This window comes from Psychrobacter sp. NG25, from assembly GCF_015234355.1.
Classification (GTDB): domain Bacteria; phylum Pseudomonadota; class Gammaproteobacteria; order Pseudomonadales; family Moraxellaceae; genus Psychrobacter.
In genome coordinates this window covers 38,694-59,035 of sequence record NZ_JADGMV010000005.1, presented here as the reverse complement: position 1 = coordinate 59,035, position 20,342 = coordinate 38,694, and the positions used below count along the sequence as shown (strand labels likewise).

Annotated in this window: 14 protein-coding genes; 7 read left to right on the top strand and 7 right to left on the bottom strand. The window is 42.9% G+C overall.

What is annotated here, in order from left to right:
- The first annotated feature begins 117 nt into the window (after window positions 1-117).
- Together IPZ60_RS08745 and IPZ60_RS08740 are read left to right on the top strand one after the other, a co-directional pair.
- Complete coding sequence (locus tag IPZ60_RS08745) at window positions 118-5,445, top strand: SdrD B-like domain-containing protein (RefSeq protein WP_194197428.1); 5,328 nt, start codon at window positions 118-120, stop codon at window positions 5,443-5,445.
- Window positions 5,446-5,580: 135 nt separating this feature from the next.
- Window positions 5,581-6,354: a hypothetical protein gene (locus IPZ60_RS08740; protein WP_194197427.1), complete on the top strand. Its 774-nt coding sequence runs from the start codon at window positions 5,581-5,583 to the stop codon at window positions 6,352-6,354.
- Between the two features lie 116 nt (window positions 6,355-6,470).
- Here IPZ60_RS08740 and IPZ60_RS08735 read toward each other — a convergent pair whose 3' ends face one another.
- The 5 genes from IPZ60_RS08735 to glpK form a co-directional block, all read right to left on the bottom strand.
- The gene (locus IPZ60_RS08735) at window positions 6,471-7,169 is read right to left on the bottom strand and encodes a TetR/AcrR family transcriptional regulator (protein WP_194197426.1); all 699 of its coding nucleotides are present in this window, start codon (window positions 7,167-7,169) and stop codon (window positions 6,471-6,473) included.
- Between the two features lie 248 nt (window positions 7,170-7,417).
- On the bottom strand, window positions 7,418-8,077 hold the full coding sequence (locus tag IPZ60_RS14205) for an endonuclease/exonuclease/phosphatase family protein (protein ID WP_227669305.1): 660 nt from the start codon (window positions 8,075-8,077) through the stop codon (window positions 7,418-7,420).
- Window positions 8,078-8,143: 66 nt separating this feature from the next.
- Window positions 8,144-8,446 (bottom strand): endonuclease/exonuclease/phosphatase family protein, encoded by a 303-nt coding sequence (locus IPZ60_RS14200; RefSeq protein WP_227669304.1) that lies wholly within the window; start codon window positions 8,444-8,446, stop codon window positions 8,144-8,146.
- Window positions 8,447-8,741: 295 nt separating this feature from the next.
- Complete coding sequence (locus tag IPZ60_RS08725; RefSeq protein WP_194197425.1) at window positions 8,742-9,254, bottom strand: hypothetical protein; 513 nt, start codon at window positions 9,252-9,254, stop codon at window positions 8,742-8,744.
- A 311-nt stretch (window positions 9,255-9,565) separates the two neighbouring features.
- Window positions 9,566-11,149 carry a glycerol kinase GlpK gene (glpK, locus tag IPZ60_RS08720; RefSeq protein ID WP_194197424.1) on the bottom strand — a complete coding sequence of 528 codons (1,584 nt, stop codon included), beginning with the start codon at window positions 11,147-11,149 and terminating at the stop codon, window positions 9,566-9,568.
- Between the two features lie 453 nt (window positions 11,150-11,602).
- On the opposite strand from glpK, the gene IPZ60_RS08715 reads away from it, so the two are divergent.
- The 5 genes from IPZ60_RS08715 to IPZ60_RS08695 are packed head-to-tail and all read left to right on the top strand — an operon-like array spanning window position 11,603 to window position 17,954.
- Entirely contained in the window at window positions 11,603-13,240 is a 1,638-nt protein-coding gene (locus tag IPZ60_RS08715; protein WP_194197423.1) for a TolC family protein, read from the top strand.
- 50 nt (window positions 13,241-13,290) lie between these two features.
- The gene (locus IPZ60_RS08710) at window positions 13,291-14,157 is read left to right on the top strand and encodes a YihY/virulence factor BrkB family protein (RefSeq protein WP_194197422.1); all 867 of its coding nucleotides are present in this window, start codon (window positions 13,291-13,293) and stop codon (window positions 14,155-14,157) included.
- A 48-nt stretch (window positions 14,158-14,205) separates the two neighbouring features.
- The gene (locus IPZ60_RS08705; protein ID WP_194197421.1) at window positions 14,206-15,405 is read left to right on the top strand and encodes an HlyD family secretion protein; all 1,200 of its coding nucleotides are present in this window, start codon (window positions 14,206-14,208) and stop codon (window positions 15,403-15,405) included.
- A 3-nt stretch (window positions 15,406-15,408) separates the two neighbouring features.
- Complete coding sequence (locus tag IPZ60_RS08700; RefSeq protein ID WP_194197420.1) at window positions 15,409-16,746, top strand: ABC transporter permease; 1,338 nt, start codon at window positions 15,409-15,411, stop codon at window positions 16,744-16,746.
- Window positions 16,746-17,954 carry an ABC transporter permease gene (locus IPZ60_RS08695; RefSeq protein WP_194197419.1) on the top strand — a complete coding sequence of 403 codons (1,209 nt, stop codon included), beginning with the start codon at window positions 16,746-16,748 and terminating at the stop codon, window positions 17,952-17,954. The genes IPZ60_RS08700 and IPZ60_RS08695 overlap by 1 nt, the downstream gene beginning before the upstream one ends.
- A 236-nt stretch (window positions 17,955-18,190) precedes the next feature.
- On the opposite strand, the gene sthA is transcribed toward IPZ60_RS08695, so the two are convergent.
- The gene (sthA, locus tag IPZ60_RS08690) at window positions 18,191-19,840 is read right to left on the bottom strand and encodes a Si-specific NAD(P)(+) transhydrogenase (protein WP_194197418.1); all 1,650 of its coding nucleotides are present in this window, start codon (window positions 19,838-19,840) and stop codon (window positions 18,191-18,193) included.
- Between the two features lie 84 nt (window positions 19,841-19,924).
- The gene (locus IPZ60_RS08685) at window positions 19,925-20,323 is read right to left on the bottom strand and encodes a DUF4377 domain-containing protein (protein ID WP_194197417.1); all 399 of its coding nucleotides are present in this window, start codon (window positions 20,321-20,323) and stop codon (window positions 19,925-19,927) included.
- Window positions 20,324-20,342 lie beyond the last annotated feature (19 nt).

Here is a 20,342-nt window from a genome sequence, read left to right as displayed (position 1 = left end):
AAAACAACACTTGAAAATCTATAAGTATCTACGGGTACTTATAGACCTTTCTAAATTAAACTCAACCCGTCTAAAACACTTTAAATTAACTATTTTGTTTTATTGGATAAGCGACATATGACTCTATCTATGATGACACCGTCTGATCGTACCGCATTGTGTGCAGCGAAGATCTCTGCGCTGTCATTAGCAATGTTGCTTATGCAATCAAATAGCGCATTTGCTGCGCCTGATTCACTGGTACAGTTAATTAATAATACCGCTCAAGCCAGCTATAATACCAACAATAAAGCTGACACGATAACTAGTACTGCGTCAAACGAAGTACAAGTCAAAGCCTCTGCCCTCCCTCAATACGGTATCAACTTAACTCAGCAAGCATTACGCACTGTCGCGCCTAACGCGTCAGTGCGCTGGATTAATACCCTTAGTAATACCAGTTATAGCAGTCAGACTGTTGAGCTAACGCTCAATATATCGCCGACTCTATCAAATTTAAAAGTTTATCAAGATCTCAATAAAAATGGCATTGTCGATAATGGCGATAGACAGCTTGTTCTTGATAATATGAGTGCACAGATCAAAATTGGTCAGAATGAAAGTATTCAATTCATCGTACAAGCTTTATCAGATGCAAAGGGTAAGAGTGGCGATACTGCTGAGATTAAGATTGGTGCGGTTGTATTAGAAGATCCATCAGTAACGAGTGTTAGTGCAACCGACAGCCTAGTTATCGTTGAATCTGGTATCAAATTCACTAATTCTGAGTTCAATGAAAATAAAACCACTTCACAAATCGATGAAAATATCTATATAAATGCTAGCTATGCGCAATGTAATGTTCAAACTGACAAGCCAGATCAAGTATGGATTACTATCAAGTCTCCGACCACAGGTGATACTTATTCACTCAAAGGAATAGAAACCGGTAATAATACTGGTAAATATCAGCTGTCAGCCGCAACTCAAAATAATGCCAATGCTATTAACGACAAACTCATTCAAACTTTGAACAACGATACCTTAACTGCCAGTTTAGATGCTTGTATCGACCCTTCTGTGGGTACAGGTACTGATCAGTTACCAACTGCTGGCGACTTTACTGTCCGTATCGATGATCTAAATACGCAAATCAATATCATTGATGACAATGCAAGCTTAGTCGTGACCAAAGAAAGTGACGTCAAAAGCGCTGATCTTGGAGATTATGTCAGCTATACCATCAATGTTACGAATAACGGTAATGCTACGGCTTACGATGTACAGCTAAAAGATGCCCTACCACATGGTTTTGATTACGTTGATAACAGTGTGCGTGTCAGTCCAACGACCAATGTAGATATCAATCAAGCACAGACCACTGAATTTAAAGCTGATGGTAAATATCAGGTGCTAAGCTTAGGTAACATGGCAACTGGCGAAAGTAAAAAGATAACTTATCGTGTGTTGATCGGTGCCTCGTCATTAGGTGGTGACGGTATCAACCGCGCGACTGCGGTGGCTAGCAACGACCAAGGTCAAAGTGTTGCTTCAAGAGAAGCACAATGGAAAATTGATGTAGAACGCGGCATCATGAATACGGATGGCATTATCATCGGTAAGGTGTACCACGATATCAACCGTGACGGCATTCAACAAAAAGAAGATGGCGAGCTGGGTGTCGCAGGCGTCCGTATTTACATGGAAAATGGTGACTTTGTGGTGACCGATCCTGAAGGTAAGTATAACTTTTATGGTGTCAGTGCAAAGACACACGTCCTGAAAGTAGACCGTACCACTATTCCTCATGCAACCGAGATGGTAACCCAAAGCAATCGAAACACTGGCGATGCTGGTAGCCGTTTTGTCGATTTAAAGTATGGTGAACTGCATCGCGCTGATTTTGCTATTGTTGGTGGCATGGATGATAGCACTGAACGCTTGAATACTGAGCTAGTCGCTCGCAGCAAATCAGTAGGTACTAAAAATGATACCTTAGAGCAAGCTATCAAAACGGAGCTGACTCTAGAGCCTGACTATAATCGTGACTACGAAGATAATGTCGATGCTAGTGGCTGTAATATCAATGGCGATTTAGATCTTGGTAATAATTGCGACTCTGCAATCGTCAATGATATGGTTGGTGAAGTAACCAAACGTGTTGACATGGCTGTGACGACAGTAGCACCACCCGTCGAACAAGAATTAGAGCTATATCTAAAAGAAGTCGCCAATAACGATGTTGCCTTTATCAACTTAAACGAAGGTCAACAGCTTAGCTCTTATAAGCAAATAGTACAGGTACAAGCACCGCTCGGATCAATATTCACACTATATGCCAACGGCAAAGCAGTATCAGAGCAAAAAATAGGTAAAACAGCTGAGCAAGAAAAGCAAAATGTAACTGCTTTCGATTATTATGCAGTGGATTTACAACGCGGCAAGAATACCTTGCGCGGTGTGGCTACCGATATCAATGGTAAAGTCATCTCTGAACAAACGATCAAAGTATTGACGCCAGATAGCCTTCAAGCGATTGACTATCGTACTCAAACCCAGCTAGTAGCTGCCGACGGTATCAGCGAATATCAAGTCGTCATCAGCCTAAAAGATCGTGATGGTCGTCCTTACATTGCTTCAACACCGATTACTATTGACACGAACATTGGACGTATCAACCTGAAAGACGGTAGTCAAGACAAGGCCAGCACCCAGGTTATTGTATCCGGTGGCGAGCTATTGATTCCTGTGACCGCCCCTAGCGCACCGGGTAAAGGCGAACTGGTTATCGACACTGGCAGTAGCAAACAGGTTATCCCTCTACAGTTTACCGCTCAGCTGCGTCCATTGATTGCTGTGGGTATTGTAGAAGGCGCTATCTCGCTCAAAGACTTTGATGGCAGTAGTATTACAGATGCTCAAGGCGCATTTGAGCAAGAGCTAAATGAAATTTCTGGCGATGACAACTATTCAGCGACTGGTCGTGCTGCTATGTTCCTCAAAGGCAAAGTACGCGGCGACTATCTGCTGACATTAGCATATGACAGTGATAAAAAAGGCGAACGTTTATTCCGTGATATCGATCCTGGCGAATACTATCCTGTTTATGGTGACTCATCAGCTAAAGGCTTTGATGCCCAATCTACTAGCAAGCTGTACGTACGCCTTGATAAAGGTCGCTCGTTCGCTATGTATGGCGATCTAAAGACTCAGATTGATAATGATGAAGGTATCAAGCTCGGTCAATACAACCGTACGTTGACAGGCCTAAAAGCTCAGTTCGAAGACAGTAATACTCGTGTTACCGCTTTTTTAGCAGAGACCAGTACAAGCCAGCGTGTCAATGAGACTCGTGGTCTTGGTATCTCAGGCCCTTACCCGTTGGCTGAAAACTTTGATGCCGTACTAGAAAACTCTGAAACCATCGAAATCATCACTCGTGACGCAAACAATTCTGGACTGATCGTCAGCCGTGAGACACTGACACGTTTTGCTGATTACGAAATTGACCCTATTAGCCGTAGCCTATATTTAAAGAGTCCTATTGCCAGCCAAGATATTGATGGCAACCCTGTCTATATTCGTGTCACAGTAGAAGTAGATGAAGGTGGTGAAGATTACTTGGTTGGTGGTATCGCAGCCAAGCAACAGTTAAATGAGAAAATTTCTATTGGCGGTAGTTATATCAATAGTGATGATCCACTTAACAAAGAAGAGCTTGCTAGCCTAAATAGCGTCATTAAGTTCAATGACAACCTAAAGCTAGTCGCTGAATATGCTATGAACAAAGCTGAAAATCCAAACTTCCAGCCAAGTAACCAGATCAACACCACAGAGTTGAACGAAAGTAATGTCGAAGGCAACGCATTCCGTATCGAGCTTGATTTTGATAATAAGAAAAACACACGTGCTAAAGCTTATTACAACGATGCTGACGAAGGTTTTGTCACTGGTTCATCGCCACTGACTGCTGGGCGTACCGAATCTGGTGTAGAAATCACCCGTACTTTAAATAGTAAGCAAACTGCGTTAACGTTAGAAAGCATACGTACAGAAGATCATACTACTGATGCTAGCAGTGAAGGTGTACAAGCCAGTATCGAGCATCGCTTGACTGAAAACGTCGTTGGTGAGATTGGTGTGCGCTACTACAAACAAGACGCAACCGCTGCCTCACGTAACACTCAAGCTGCAACAGATGTTTTGGGCATCACAAACGACACCTTGTTCAATGACGACATCATCAATCAGTCAGTGTTAAGCAGTATCAGCAGTGCGGCCGAAGACATCGAAGGCACCACTGCTCGCGCCCGTATCACAGCGCATTTGCCGAAGCTAAATAATTCATTGGTATTTGCAGAATATGAGCAAGATATTGAACACAGCTCACGTAATGCCACGTCTATTGGTGGTGAAACTCCAATGGGAAGCTTGGGCCGACTATATGCCCGTCATGATTTGATCAACAGCTTATCTGGTACTTATGGCCTTGATGACACTGATGAACGTCAGCGTACGGTTTTCGGTTTTGATGCCGCTTATATGAAAGACGGCAAAGTCTATAGCGAATATCGCATGAGTGATACCATTAGTGCTCGCGAAGCTGAAGCTGCTATCGGTCTAAAAAACAAGTGGTATGTTCAAGAAGGTCTGACCTTAAACACCTTATTCGAACGTGTAGAATCGCTCGAAGGTGAAGAAGATAACACGGCAACGGCGGCAGGTATCGGTGTTGAGTATCTTGCAAAAGAAGACTACAAAGCATCAGGACGTTTTGAGAAACGTTGGGGCGAGACGAGCGATACATTACTCGGTAGCGCAGGTATTGCGTACCGTTATACCGATGATATTACTTTATTGGCTAAAGACATTTATTCACGTATTGACTATGACGATGGTGATCGTACGATTAACCGTTTTCAGCTAGGTGCAGCATACCGTGATTACGATAGCAACCAGCTAGACATGCTTGCAAAGTTTGAATATCGTTTAGATGACAATAATACTGGCGATGACATTTATCAGAAAGATACTATGGTGTGGTCATGGAACGGTAACTACCATCCTACGCGTGCTATGACATGGTCTGGCCGCTATGCAGGTAAATATACAGAATACAAAGCAGATGGGTTGACGAGTGATAACACTGCTCATGCCGTCTATGGTCGCGGTCTTTATGACATTAGTGAGCGCTGGGATATCGGCATGCAAGCGGGTACTTACTGGAACGAGCAAGCAAATGACTTGGCTTATATGCTTGGTGCTGAAGTAGGCTATAGCCCAATGACCAATCTTTGGTTATCCATTGGCTATAACTTCATGGGCTTTGAAGATGAAGATATTGCCTATGATGACAGTACGCAAGAAGGCGCTTACTTCAGACTACGCTTTAAGTTTGATGAAGACTTATTCAAACGTGAAGATCCACGCAAAAACAACCGCCTAGCCAGTGACTCCACCTTATAGTTTGACAACGTTGTTCTCAGTTACTGATAACAATGTTGCACTTACTCTGTTATTTAGCATCAGCCGATAGGTCATAGATCTAGCCATAATGATGCTAAATATCAATACTTATTACCTTAATATAAGGTTTGCACCATGTTTATATCTGTTATTAAAGCCATTTCTCGCAAACAGCCGATATATGCTGCACTATCGGCAGCAGTACTGCTAACAACCATCTCACCTGCTTTGGCAGACATTGATACTGCACAGATCACAGATAAACATAGCATTACTGACTGTCGTAATGACGCTAAAGATCAAGAGCCTTCTTATAGATACCAAAGTAATGAGCAACGCGTCCTGAACTGTATGGTAGATCAGCTAAAACCTTACCAACAAGCTGATAAAACTACTCAGCAACAGTACCTTGCTTACAAGGCGCAAGCATGGCTAAACTACGCTATTAATCAAGACAGTATGAATAGCAAATCATCTGCTGGTAGTATGGCGACAGAAATGGCCGAGTCGATACTGCAAGCGCTAGAGACTGATACGATACAAAACATCGCACTACATCAAGACATACCTTCAAACTCTGCTCTTATGCGACCTGATCTATGGGCGACTTTAAATGCTCTTAAAGATAGCGATGGTATCATCTCAGCACCACGTGAGATAGCATTTAGCGAAGTGGCTCTCATTTGGGCAGCCACCAATCAATGTGAGCGCGGCTGGCGAGAATCAAGTATGCATTTTCGTATGGCAGACCGCTGGCTTGAACAAGCACGCGAGGCTTATGTAAACGCGCACGACTCACAAGCCAATGTAAATTTAGAACAGCTAATCGTCCGCTATTATAAGCAATATGCCCCTTTGGATACCGGTAATGATGTTTGCCAAGGGCAAGTGTTAACCCCGATTTCATAAAACCATTCTATAAAACGACTGTAGCCATATTGATAGCCATCCATCCTAAATACAGTAAACACAAAAAAGCCGACATAGTATGTCGGCTTTTTCTATATATGCGTGAGGCAATCGTTCTACACTGATACTTTTTTACGTGGTAGCTTTTCTGGTAGGTAGCAACGTAAATAGGCAATAAATGCAGTGTTCGCTTCTTGGATATAGTCGTCAGTGATTTTCTGATGACGGCGATAAGATAACGTAAATATAGAGTTGATAATGCTATAAGCAATTAACAAGGTATCTTGGATATCGTGGAAACCTGGCATCTCATAGCGTTCTGATAGACGTTTGTAAACCAAATCAACAATTTGGTGATTAATGTCTTCACCAAAACTATCACCTTCAAAATCAGGCGTGTTGGTGTCATAAATGAGCTTTGCTTTCGTTTCATCATTATGAAATATCGTCACACACTGGTCAATCAGTGCGGTTAGATAACCCTGCCATCTATCATAATTACCAACATCAACCGTCTCTACGATTTCCAATATTTCAATAGCATTCAAAAAGCGCAATGCTAAAAATATGGCTTCAATATTAGGGAAGAAATGATAAGCAGATGCTCTTGGTATACCCGCTTCTTCACAGACAGCAGCCAAGGTAATATCATTAATTGGTAGCGTTTCGCTCAACTTTTTGGCACCAGCCAACAATTTTTGACGGCGCGCACGGCCTTGCTGACTCGTAAACTTAAACTTATTCGGTACAAGTTTTTTTGCCAGTTCCGAGTCTACCAACACGTCTTCAATCTTTTCGTCTTTATTTTCGCTCATTATAAGTCTCTTAAGGTTACACCCTGTTTTATAAATACAATTTTCATTGGATAATATTTGTCCAAAATGAAATTATTACATCCTATTAGTGAGTAATATAGCGTCAATATGAGCGCTACTACATCTAACGGAGACGCATCATAAACGCTTGTACACCATCAAGCAAGGGAGATAAATGGGTTAAAAAATAATGTGTAAATCAACAATCTAATAGAGTTGACCATTTAGTGCAATTTAATTTAATAAAACTAACTATTAAGTTTTATTTTCGCTCTTATAATACCATGATCGATGACTCTATCTGCATAATCCCATTTCAAATGGTCATTGAAATAGTCCACCCGTTCAACCTGACCAAGTGAAAACTTACTGTCAGGCAAAAACTCTTCTGAAACAAATAGTTGATCAATCACTTCTGGCATGCCTTGATAGATATGGGTATATGCCACATCTCTCATCCAGCTATAACGTGATTGAATTCGAGCAGCATCAAACAATGCGATATCGCGCATGCTTTTGTCATAGTTGACTTCACCCGTTTCCGCCATTAGTTGGGTGGTGACGCTACCAGTAACATCATTCATATCACCCAATAAAATCAATGGCTCATGAGTATGCTGCAAGCGCTCTATGATAGACATACGAATAGAAGCGGCTTCTGCAGCACGCATACATAGACTGCGCAGCTTGGCACGGACTCTAATATTAGGATCATCCATATCTTCTAACAAGCTGCCATTTTTATCACGTAAGAAAAAAGCACGCTTACTCTTAAGATGAGCAGTGATAATCGTTATTGGTTGACCATAGGCATTAACACGTACTACCAACGGCGGACGATTAAATCGCTGATAAGGACCAATATCAGGAACATCAATCACCGCTTCAGGTAAAATCTCTTCTAACAAACTGCTTTCTAGCTGTTCAAAACGGCTGATAATGCCAACAGCAGGCGTGTTTTGTGCGCCTCTACCTTAGGTATAAGGACTCGACACGTCATTACTGGCCAAGGGAACGACCACATGCTCCGCCTTAAATCCTAACGATACTGCCAATGCTTTAAGCGCATCACTGTCCCATACTTCTTGCACAGCGATGATATCAGCATGTGCTTTTGATAATAAATCACTAATACCACGTAATTTGTGCTCATACTCATCATTATTATAAGCGGGTGCGTTCTCATAATAAATACGATCTGGGTTGGCAAAGTTAAGCAAATTAGCAGTAGCTATATAAAACTGCTTTGAATTATTCTCTTTTGTATTATTAGTCATGGATTACCTACTATTAATATTCTTAACATTTGTTTTTAATAGTGTTTTTTGGAAATAACATGCATTTATAACAAACAATATACAGTAAAAAAGCCCCCAAAGAAATCTTTGAGAGCTTTGAAACTGTATAAATCCAAGTTATTCTGTGCATTAATATAGCAATATCTACAACTTTACTAAATTCGGTGATGAGAGAGTAAGCTTATACACTGTATGCTTACTTACACTTAATATGCTGTTAGTTTCACCTAGTTGATTTTAGTTCACTAATTGATACGAATAGCTATATTGTTTGTTATGATACACGGTTCCATGCGTCACGTGATGCTCTACGTGCATCGTTCCATTCCATACGCGACTCGCCTTTTACTTCATGCCATGAACGCTCTAACTCTGATTCATGATCTTCGAAACGAGCATCTACGGGATAATTAGCACGGTTAGCATAGCCTACTGCATAAGCTGGATGTAAGTCACGGTCAAAGTCATAGCCTTCTTTGTAATAATCCGCATTGGCATGCTCTGCGCGCCAGTAAGCTTCTTCATGGGTAGGATCGATAGCTTCTGCTGCTGCATGTCCAGCGCCGCCGCCAACGATAGCACCAATAGCGCCACCGATTAAAGTACCCAACGGACCTGCCATTGTACCGATAGCTGCACCTGCCGCTGCACCGCCTACACCACCAATCCCTGTTCCTAGTGGATGTGAGCCTGGCTCACCAGTTATGATGTCAGCATTTAGGTCTTGCTTTGCCTCTTTTGACATATGTTTTACTTCACTGCGATCAATACTGTCATGGTTACTCATATTATTATCCTTAATTATTTGTTATATACTCGATCTATTAAGTGCCTGTTTCTTAAGCGCTTATTTCTTAAGTTATGAATCTTAGAATTATCAATTTATCAATTACTGAAGAATCAGCACGTTTGCTTGATTCGACTAAAGTATAAGAATTTATAGATAACAACAGATAGGTAGATTATGTAAACTGTGTCCAAATTGCGATTGCGTTGCGTTACAGCCTGTATCTTTACAACGTTTTTGTAGAACACTCGACAACATTAAGTAATCTTCCGTTAAATAATTACAGCGCTTGGATGATATTACTCAATAATTTATATCGTTCTTAGCGCCCGCTCCACAGCTTGTTTCCACTTATTAAGGTGCTGCTCGCGTATATCACTGGACATTGTAGGTTCAAAAATACGCTCAACTTGCCATGATGCTCGCATCGTTGCTTCGTCATACAGTCCAGTTTTCAGACCTGCTAGTAATGCGGCGCCCTTGGCTGTAATTTCTGTGTCTCTCGGGCGCAGTACTGGCACATTTAATAAGTCAGCCTGAAACTGCATCAGCAAGTCATTGTTGGCCGCACCGCCATCTACTCTCAGCTCAGTCAGCGGATGAGGACTGTCTTTTTGCATAGCAATGAGGACATCGTAAGTTTGATAAGCCACTGCTTCTAGAGCTGCACGTGCAATATGAGATTTGGTTGTACCACGGCTCATGCCCGTGATACTCGCGCTGATATCAGAGCGCCAATAAGGTGCGCCCAGTCCTGTAAATGCAGGTAGCAAAACCACATCCTCACTACTATCAACCTGTCGTGCCAAGTCCTCAACATCACTACTCTTTTGAATCATGCCCAGATTATCGCGTAGCCACTGGACGATTGCGCCCGCCATAAAAACACTACCCTCTAACGCATAAGTCACTTCTTTTTTAGGTAGATGTAGCATACGCTTGCCCGATTGCACGATTTGATCAAACGATAAATTCTCTGGACGAGTTGGTACTGGTTTTCTTTGCCAAGCGATGGTCGTCAATAATTTATGCTCACTAAGTTTTGGTTTTTGGCCAATATTCATCAGCATAAAACACCCTGTACCATAAGTGTTTTTTGCCATGCCAGCATCGAGGCAGCCTTGCCCAAAAAGCGCTGCTTGCTGATCACCCAATACAGCATGAATGGGTATCTGCTTGGCGAGCAATCCTTTTTTAGTTTTGCCAAAATCACCGTCGGATGGTAGGACTTTAGGCAAGATATTCATGGGTATGGCAAACCGCGCACACAGCTCTTGTGACCACGCCATTTTATGAATGTCATATAGTAACGTACGAGAAGCATTGGTCACATCAATGACATGCTCTCCACCAGTCAGTTTATAGATAAGCCAACTGTCTATAGTACCGACCGCGATTTCACCCCTATTAGCACGCGCGCTCAATTTGGGATTGTTTTCGAGCAACCAAGCAATTTTACTGGCACTAAAATAAGGATCTAGACGTAAGCCTGTGATGCGTTGCACTTCACTTGCCATGTCTTCATCGCTATCATTAGTAACCTTTTCCACAGCCAATGTTTGACAATAGCGTTCCGTACGGCGATCTTGCCAAATAATAGCAGGTGCTAAGGGCTTGCCCGTTTGCTTATCCCAAATAACAATCGACTCACGCTGATTGGTAATCGCAATACTGGCCACATCGGTAGCAAGTAGGCCTGCCCGATTGATCACATCATGTGCACAGCTAATCTGAGTCTGCCAAATTTGTTGGGCATCTTGCTCGACATATCCAGCTTTGGGTGTTTGCAAAGTTGTCGGCTGCTGTACCATTTTTATCGGACGTGCATGGTCATCGTACAATATCGCGCGACTCGATGTTGTCCCTTGATCTAAAGCCAAAATGTATCCTGCCATGCCACCCACCTTCTACTGGTATTGTTTATACGATTCATTAATCGGTGCAATGATTCAATCATTCATTACGTATTACTGCTGACATTAGTTAATAATGTCATTTAAAAATAATAATTATTTAATACTAATCCGCTCAAACTTAAAAATACGCCACCCATGGTATTCGCTATCACACTACTTATAAACGAATATTTTAAAACTAAATCAGCTCTCTATCATACTGCTATTGACTATACAATAGAAAACAGGAGAATATTGAGCATTGACCCGTCACCATTGTGGCACTACAGTGTACGCTTTGTTATTGATAACAAAGTTCTGGTCTCTGTAATAGACTGGTATTTCGGCTTTTCTCCATCAGTAAATAGCTACAATGGTTCATACTTTCGCTATAGTTAAGACGTTATCTGACACCAAAACACCTTGCACTCTAATTAATGGCTTATGTGACTTATGAAATTTGCTTTATCGACTCTATCTAATTCGGTGATGATGGTTGCGCTTATAGCTTCAGCGGTATCCAATGTCGCAAGCGCAAACGAGAGTAATACTGAGCTCCAGAATAATGTGACACAAATTACTGATGCCGACTATCCAAGCGATATTCAAAAAACCCATGCCCAAGACAGCTCAATTACTACAAACCAAGAACTGAATAAAGCTCAGCAACCAATTGGTCTATCTACGGTTATCGACCCAATTACTCATAAAAGTATCGATGATAGTTATTCTTTAGAAGTACCAAGCTTATTAAGTCTCGAACAAGCCCAAAATATTTTATTACAAGTATCGCCGAAAATCGCTGCCAATCAAGCAGCAATCGCCGCCAGTGATTATCAGACTGATGCGCTAAGCACCTTAGACAACCCATTGGTATTTGCACGTGTATCAGCGACTGCTTACCATCTGGACACTGATGTTGATTTATCATCACTCAAAAGTGGTGTTGTCAACGAAATAGATAGTATTGTTCCAGCTATACCGAACTTGCCAGATTTTGATGGATTGGTTGATGAGCGTATCCCAGACTCTTATAATATAAAACGCTCGGGCTCAACGTCGGGTGCAGGACTTGGGGTCTTATGGCCTATCTATACTGCTGGACGCACAACCGCCTTAATAGGCGCTTCTGATGCTCGTACTCAAGAAGCTGTAGCAGACAGTTTGTTGGATAAAAATGAGCTATATAACACGTTGATTGAGCGGTATTTCAAAGCACAGCTAGCCATCATTGCGGCCTATTTACGCGAAGACGCTTATGATACCTTGCAACAAACCGACCATATGGCTCAGCGACTGTTTGAAGAAGGCTTCATCTCTCGTGTTGATCGACTGGAAGCGCAGTCTGCACTGGCCGACGCAAAAAGCGAATCCGTCAACGCCAACAATGATGCACGCCTTGCGATGATGGCCTTGCAACGCCTATTGCGTACCGAATATCGCATCAAACCTACCACCGCACTATTTGTCTCTAGTCGTCCCTTACCAGATGTGAATTACTTTCAAGACTTAGCACTGACCAATCATCCAGGTTTACAAAAAGTAGCGGCCAAACGTGCGCAAGCACAGCAGTTACACGCACTGTCCGATACGGGTTACAAGCCCACTGTCATGCTGTATGGCTATAGTCAACTTGAAAAAGACCCCAGTTGGATTACTGGTATTTCGGCAAGCTGGAAATTGTGGGGCGGACTAGATAAAACTGCATCGCTGGCATCGAGCAATGCCAAAATTCGCCAAGCAGATTTGTCTGAAATTGAAGTCAGTGACAATCTATTATTAGTAGTAGAAAAAAACTGGCACGATGTGAATAATGCTCAATCACGTTATCAAGCACTACAAAGCAATGTTGATCTGGCTGCAGAAGTATTGCGTTTACGCCGATTGGGGCTGCAAGAAGGCGTGAACACTCCTATCGAGGTGGTGCAGGCTCAGACACAGTCACTCAAAGCACGTACGGAACAAGCACAAGCAGCAAATAGCTACGTACAATCACTGGCGGCGCTCATGCAAAGCTGTGGCACGCCTCTCGCTTTTAACGCTTATTTGAATGCTGCCGACATTCAATTGCCGACTTTGTATAACGAATAATAATTTGATATGAGTAATTAATTAATCAGCCTATTGCGAATACCTGTCTTATGAAAGAACCAACTTCTACATCAACAAATAGCTGGCTACAGACTTTACTAGAAACCTGGCGTATCGCGAACAGCTCTAATGTTTGGGCACATTGCGCGAGCGTAGGTTTTTTTGGTTTTCTATCCATTTTTCCAGTAATGGCCGTGTTTGTACTGCTTTATGGTCTCGCATTTTCACCCGCTGAGATGCAAGAACAGATAGCGCTTTTACAGCCATTTATACCTGATACAGTATATGAAATCCTAAATTCACGTCTGAGCGACTTGGTCTCTAGTACCACGTCTACACTAACGCTCAGCCTTGTTTTATCGAGCTTGCTCGCCCTTTATGCTGGCTCTAAAGGCATTAAGTTTTTAATTATTCTGATCAATCTTGCCTTTCATATCACCCAAGAGCGCGGCTTTATACAAGGTACCATCAGAGCCGTTGGTTTGACCCTTGCAGCAGTAGTTGTGTTGATTATCGCGGTTTCCTCTATTGCTATCATACCTTTGGGGGCGGCCTATTTTCCTTTCCCCCAGATAGCTAAGACGATTGCGCTTTGGAGCCGATGGCCGATATTGGCAGGTATCATATTTTTAAGCTTTTTAGGCTTGTATCGCCTAGCCCCAAACCGTGATGCCGTAGCGCTAAAGAAACTGGTGCCCGGGGCAGCGCTGGCAACCGTTCTTTGGATTTTATTGTCTGTCATATTTTCAATTTATGTACAGAACTTTAATAACTATAGCGCTGAGTTTGGCGCACTTTCAGCGGCTGTGGTCATTATGCTGTGGCTTTATTATTCAGCATTTATCGTGGCCTTTGGTGCGATTTTTAATTCTGAAGCCATAGAAGACGCCAAACCTTATGCTACTCGAGTGTACTAGTAATAACCCTTTTATTTTCAACTTTGTTGCTTTAGGAACCTCACCATCATGACTGAACTTCCAAACGAATCAGACCACTCACAAAAATCATCTGATTCAACCGAGCCAGTACTCCCTCAAGATGGTCAAACTTCAGTCGATTCTGCAGAAGATGCACCTGATATCCAACAAGAGCAGACAGAGCCTCACTATAAGCGCGATGCAGCAAAAGCTGATAAATCTGCCATGATAAAAAAGGGGCTTCTGGCACTATTTATTTTGATTGTATTAGGCATGGTGGCCTATGGTCTATATAAGAGCAACCAGCACAGCGAACCTGAGGTCATTACCTTACAAGGGCAGATGCAGATGCAGCAAACGTCCATCGCTGCAAAAGTACCAGGGCGGATTTCTAAAATTTTGGTCACCGAAGGGGATGCTGTCACCGCTGGTCAACAGCTCATTGAAATGGACTCGCCTGAGATTAATGCCAAAATTGATCAAGCACGTGCTGGCAAGCAAATGGCACAAAGCCAGTTAGATAAAGCAGAAAATGGCGCCCGCCCACAAGAGATCGCTCAAGCAAAAGCAGCATGGCAAGCCAATAAAGCGGCATCGGACTTGGCAGAAAACACCTATCAACGTGTCAACCGCCTGTATGAAGAAGGGCTAATGGCACGACAAAAACGTGATGAAGCATACGCTCAATATCTGGCTACCCAAGACCAAACAGAAGCAGCACGCTTGCAATATGACTTGGCGATGGAAGGTGCACGCAGTGAAGACAAATCAGCTGCCACCGCACAAGTTGCACAAGTCGATGCAAAACTCGATGAAGCACTAGTCGCAAAAGAAGAAGCGAACTTACGAAGCCCTATAGCAGGCATCGTGGACAATGTCATTGTCAATGCTGGTGAAGTCATCGGTCAAGGTGTGCCGCTGCTCACGTTGGTCGATACCAGTGACCAATGGGTGGTGCTCAACGTCACTGAGACGTACTTGAACCAGTTGGCAATTGGTCAGCAGTTTACAGGGATGATTCCAGCACTATCCTCAACGAATAAGCCTTATACAAAACAGTTTACGGTCTACGCTACTTCAACGTTGTCTGACTTTGCCACTTGGCGTCCAACCAATAATGATGATGGCTTTGATGTGCGTACCTTTGAGGTAAAAGCACGACCAACGACGCCTGATGCACGAATTCGCTCAGGCATGAGTGTCATAGTGCGCATCAACCCTACTTCTATTAATAAAAGCCAAGAGTAAGCCATGCGTCTGACCAAGCTAAGTGAGGCTTTTTTACGTAGTGCGGCCTATGAGCGACGGTTTTTATCCAAAAATCCGTGGGACTTAGCCATGGTAGTTTGGATACCATTCGCAACTGTACTGCTGATTTGGTGGATTTTTTCACAAACTCAGATTACAGATTTGCCCATTGGAGTCATAGATCAAGACAACAGTCCTGTTGCTAATACGGCTGTACGCTACTTGGAAGCCAGTCCGACGCTGATGGTAAAACAGCTTTATACCTCAGAATCTGATGCAGAGGCCGCTATCTTGCAGCGCGAGATCTATGCAGTGGTCATTATTCCTGAAGATTTTTCTCGTAATATTTTATCTGGTAAGCCAGCTCCATTGGTTTTGCAAGTAAACGCGCAGTACGGTACGCATTCGGGCATTATTCAAACCAGCGTGCAAACGGTTGCTAGCACATTGTCAGCAGGCGTCGAGATACAGCGTTTGGTCAAGCAAGGCATGGCACCCTCACAAGCAGCGATTGCCTACTCGCCGATTAGCATACAGCGTATCAGCCTATTCAATGCTGCGACTAACTACCAACAATTTTTAGCCTCAACGGTTATCCCTGCACTACTGCATATTTTGGCAATGGTGATTGGTGCAACGACTATAGGACGTGAGCTGCGTGATAAAAACATCGGTCACTGGTACGATGTTATTTCGAATGATGATACGGATAACAATCAGCATGACAGTGCTAATTTAACAAATATTAAAGCGAGCCAGACCAGCACAGTGCCAGAAAGTCAGCACAGCCATACTGATGAGAAGACAGAAACTTCTAAAAATAATATCAAGTCTAGACAAGTGAGTATTTCAATATTACTGTTTGGATTATTGGGAAAATATTTTTGGCCATTATTGGCTTATAGCATTTGGTCCATGATGGCACTTTGGTTTGCCACGCCGCAAGAATCCGTTGCCATTAGTTCCATTATTGCTACTTATATCGGTCTATTACTATTGATGCTGCTCTCGTTCTTTCTCGGTGCTATCTTAACTTTAAATTCGTTTTCATTGCGCATGGGCTTGTCTTCTACTGGTTTTATTTCCGCACCGTCTTACGCATTTGCGGGTGTGACTTTTCCGTATATCGCCATCAGTGACAATGCTCAGCATTGGTCAGATGTGCTCCCGCTTACCCATTACTTAAAGTTGCACATTGCACAGTTACAGATGCATGCACCTGCTGCGGTGTCATTGCCGATCGTTTATGGGCTTACCCTAGCCACGACGATTGCGATGCTCCTGACCACATTATTAACCAAACGGGCGCTGGCGCATCCTGAACGTTGGGGAGCACGCTAATGTCAGTTTCACCGAAAGAGAATGCAACCACTACAACGGTAAAGCCACACGCACAAACAAACAAAAAGTCACAGAGTTTTCTTGGTGGATTTTTGCAAACCCTAAAAGACATTTTTACTGATAAAGGTGTTCTTTTACTGTTAATGATTGCCCCTATTATTTACGGTTTCTTTTATCCTTGGCCGTACTCAACCGAAGTAATCAATCATGTGCCTGTTGGCATTATTGATTATGACAATAGCAATCTGTCACGGACCATCGTTCGTTATGCAAGTGCCAGCCCGCAGTTAGATACGGAGCGTTTTCTTAATGAGCAAGATGCCAAAGACGCCATATGGTCAGATGAAATCGCTGGATATATGGTTATTCCGAGCGGACTTGAGCAACAAGTCATGTCTGGCAAAAAGGCAAGTGTCAGCGTGCTAGGCAATGGTGGTTATTTTTTATTAAATAAAAATGTACAGATGGGATTTCTGAAAGCCGTTGGTACGGTATCAGCAGGTATCGAGGTTAAGAAAAGCGTGGCTCAAGGCATCTATCCATCAACCGCGACGGCCAATACCCAAGCCGTACCATTGCAAATTATACCTTTATATAATCAAACTGAAGGATATGGCGCATATGTCGTGCCAGCTGTGTCTATTCTAATTTTGCAACAAACGCTTTTAATGTCAACAACGATGTTAATTGGCACATGGTATGAGCAGCGTCGCCATAGGACTACTATCCGTGGCTGGCTGGGTCGTATTGCAGCGCTTAGTATGTGCAGCTTTATTATCGGCTGCTTTTATTATGGCTGGGCATTTGAGCTACATCACTATCCGCGCGGACAGAACATGCTCGGCAGTTTATTCTTTCTACTGCTATTTTGTCCAACCGTGGCAACTCTCGGATGTGTATTGGGGTTATGGTTTCGCCAACGTGAACGTGGTATGCAAATTCTTATTTTTAGCTCTTTACCGATGTTTTTTATCAGTGGCTATCCGTGGCCAGCTGACCAATTACCCACATTTTTACAAGTCATACGTTGGTTGATACCCACAACGCCTGGCGTCAACACATCAGTACAGCTTAACCAAATGGGCGCCAGCGTCTCGCAAGTCACTATTGGATTTTATGCACTGGCTGCTCTATGGGTATTTTACTTTGTACTGCTCATGCTCATTCGCTGGTATCACACTGACAAGCAAAGTAAGACAGTCGCATAAAACATATAGTCAAAGAAATCTAAAACAGCTACAAGGCAGCCGACCGCAGATTGTACATATAGTACCTCTAGGGAGGATAACACCGTAGCGGTTTGGTAGTTCGCTGACTATGGCTTGTCTACACAGACTCTAAGCTATACTTGGATTAATGAATAAGTTACAGAAAAGCGCCTGCACTATTAATTAATAGTGCAGGCGCTTTTTTATTGATATTACTTTACTTAGATAAGCTCGTCTTAAAAGACTCGATTCAAACCATTCAATGCCGCAACACGGTACGCTTCCGCCATCGTTGGATAGTTGAATGTCGTATTCACAAAGTACTCAAGCGTGTTATTACTCTTACACTTCATGACTGCCTGACCGATATGAATAATCTCTGACGCATGGTTGCCATAGCAATGGATGCCCAAGATTTCTAGCGTATCACGATGGAATAAAATCTTTAGGACGCCCGAACGTTCACCGATGATTTGTGCACGTGCCAGATGTTTAAAGAACGCCTGACCCACTTCATAAGGAACTTTTTCGTCCGTCAGTTCTTGCTCAGTTTTACCGATACAAGAGATTTCAGGAATCGTATAGATCCCAGTCGGTACGCTAGATACTGGCTCAGCATCGTCGTCGCCTACCATAAAGGCAGCAGCACATCGCCCTTGGTCATAGGCAGCAGATGCCAAAGATGGCCATCCGATCACATCACCAGCGGCATAGATATTTTCGATACCAGTGCAATAAGTATCATCGACTTTTAGCTGACCACGGCTATTGGCTTTTAGGCCAACGGCTTCTAGGTTTAGGCCTTCTGTATTACCTGAGCGACCATTTGACCAAAGGATGGCATCAGATTTGATTCGCTTACCACTCTTTAAGTGTAAGACCACGTAGTCATCGTGAGTCTCAAGGTGATCAATCTCTTCATTACTACGGATGAGTACACCAAACTGTCTAAAGTCATGCGCGATAGCATCACTAATCTCACTGTCTAGATAATTGAGCAGCTGATCTTGGTTATTAATTAAGTCAACCTTGTAACCCAGGCCCGTAAAGATAGACGCATACTCACAACCGATCACGCCTGCACCATAAATGATGATTTTTTTGACGACATAATCCATTTGCAAGATTTTGTCAGAATCAAAAACACGGGGATGGTCAAAGTCTAAGATATCAGGACGGTAAGGACGGCTACCGACGGTAATGATGGCTTTATTGAAAGTAATGGTTTCAAAAACATTGTCATCAATTTCAATACGTAGCGTGTGCTCATCAACGAAACTTGCCCACCCTTGAATCACTTCAATGCGGTTGCGCTCATAGAACCGTGTGTGCGTACTGACTTGACGACGTATTACTTGACGCGCTTTAGCCAACACTTCATTGAGCGGTACTTGTTTATATTCCATCGCCTTGGTAAACATCGGATCACGGCGAAAGTTGATCAAGTTAAATACTGATTGGCGCAGCGCTTTACTTGGGATGGTACCCACGTGAGTAGAGTTGCCGCCTACTTGGTCACGTGGATCAACGACCACGACTCTCTTACCAGACTTAGTCAGTTTCATGGCAGCAGCTTCACCAGCAGGACCTGCTCCTAAAACAACTGCATCATATTCATACTCATGATTATCGCTTTTTAGGCGGCGAGAGTCTTTGGTAAAACCAGATTTAATATCAATTCGCGTGTCATCAAGTGGATTCACGAGATCAGGGTGATGCATCACATCATCAGTAACTTGCTCGTGGGTTTGTTCAATCTTTTGTTGTTTGTTTTTGCCCTCAGTGTGCTCAGGATTAGGTATGTGACCATCCGCTTTGTTAGATACTTCGGTATGGGTATCTTCACCGATATCATTAGTCGCGTCGCTTGGTTTTTTACTTCCCATCGTATCCTCTTTATATTTACTGGTGTGTTTGATATCTAGATCGTAAGTGAGTCAGTATTTAAATGAGTTGGAATCATATTCACATTACTGAGGCTTGCCTACCATACGTTGTGACACAATATTTTGTAATGTCCAATACCCAGTAAGACTCTGCTTTGCCTCATCAATCTGCGGGCGAGCACTGATCACATATTCAGTACCGAGCGTTGGCTGAAAATCTTCAATCCAATCATAAGGAATTTGAAAAATACTACCATCTTTGCTTGATTTGGCAAGTAAGCACTGCATCGGTAATGCAGAGGCACAGGCCACTCGATTTGGCATAATCGTTAGCGTTTGTGCGTCACCCAATACGATGGACGGCACATAACGTGGCTCAGGAACCGGCTCACGCGACGTCTGACAAGCAGTAAGTAACGTCACGGCGCTCAATAAGCTGGCCAATAATAAAGGGGTTTTGATAGATTTGTAAGCTGAACTCATAATGTTCTCTATATGATAA

Bases quoted from the DNA above. Each gene is read 5' to 3' on its own strand.
- IPZ60_RS08745 (WP_194197428.1), top strand. From the start codon at position 118: ATGACTCTATCTATGATGACACCGTCTGATCGTACCGCATTGTGTGCA.
- IPZ60_RS08740 (WP_194197427.1), top strand. From the start codon at position 5,581: ATGTTTATATCTGTTATTAAAGCCATTTCTCGCAAACAGCCGATATAT.
- IPZ60_RS08735 (WP_194197426.1), bottom strand. From the start codon at position 7,169: ATGAGCGAAAATAAAGACGAAAAGATTGAAGACGTGTTGGTAGACTCG.
- IPZ60_RS14200 (WP_227669304.1), bottom strand. From the start codon at position 8,446: ATGACTAATAATACAAAAGAGAATAATTCAAAGCAGTTTTATATAGCT.
- IPZ60_RS08725 (WP_194197425.1), bottom strand. From the start codon at position 9,254: ATGAGTAACCATGACAGTATTGATCGCAGTGAAGTAAAACATATGTCA.
- glpK (WP_194197424.1), bottom strand. From the start codon at position 11,149: ATGGCAGGATACATTTTGGCTTTAGATCAAGGGACAACATCGAGTCGC.
- IPZ60_RS08715 (WP_194197423.1), top strand. From the start codon at position 11,603: ATGAAATTTGCTTTATCGACTCTATCTAATTCGGTGATGATGGTTGCG.
- IPZ60_RS08710 (WP_194197422.1), top strand. From the start codon at position 13,291: ATGAAAGAACCAACTTCTACATCAACAAATAGCTGGCTACAGACTTTA.
- IPZ60_RS08705 (WP_194197421.1), top strand. From the start codon at position 14,206: ATGACTGAACTTCCAAACGAATCAGACCACTCACAAAAATCATCTGAT.
- IPZ60_RS08700 (WP_194197420.1), top strand. From the start codon at position 15,409: ATGCGTCTGACCAAGCTAAGTGAGGCTTTTTTACGTAGTGCGGCCTAT.
- IPZ60_RS08695 (WP_194197419.1), top strand. From the start codon at position 16,746: ATGTCAGTTTCACCGAAAGAGAATGCAACCACTACAACGGTAAAGCCA.
- sthA (WP_194197418.1), bottom strand. From the start codon at position 19,840: ATGGGAAGTAAAAAACCAAGCGACGCGACTAATGATATCGGTGAAGAT.
- IPZ60_RS08685 (WP_194197417.1), bottom strand. From the start codon at position 20,323: ATGAGTTCAGCTTACAAATCTATCAAAACCCCTTTATTATTGGCCAGC.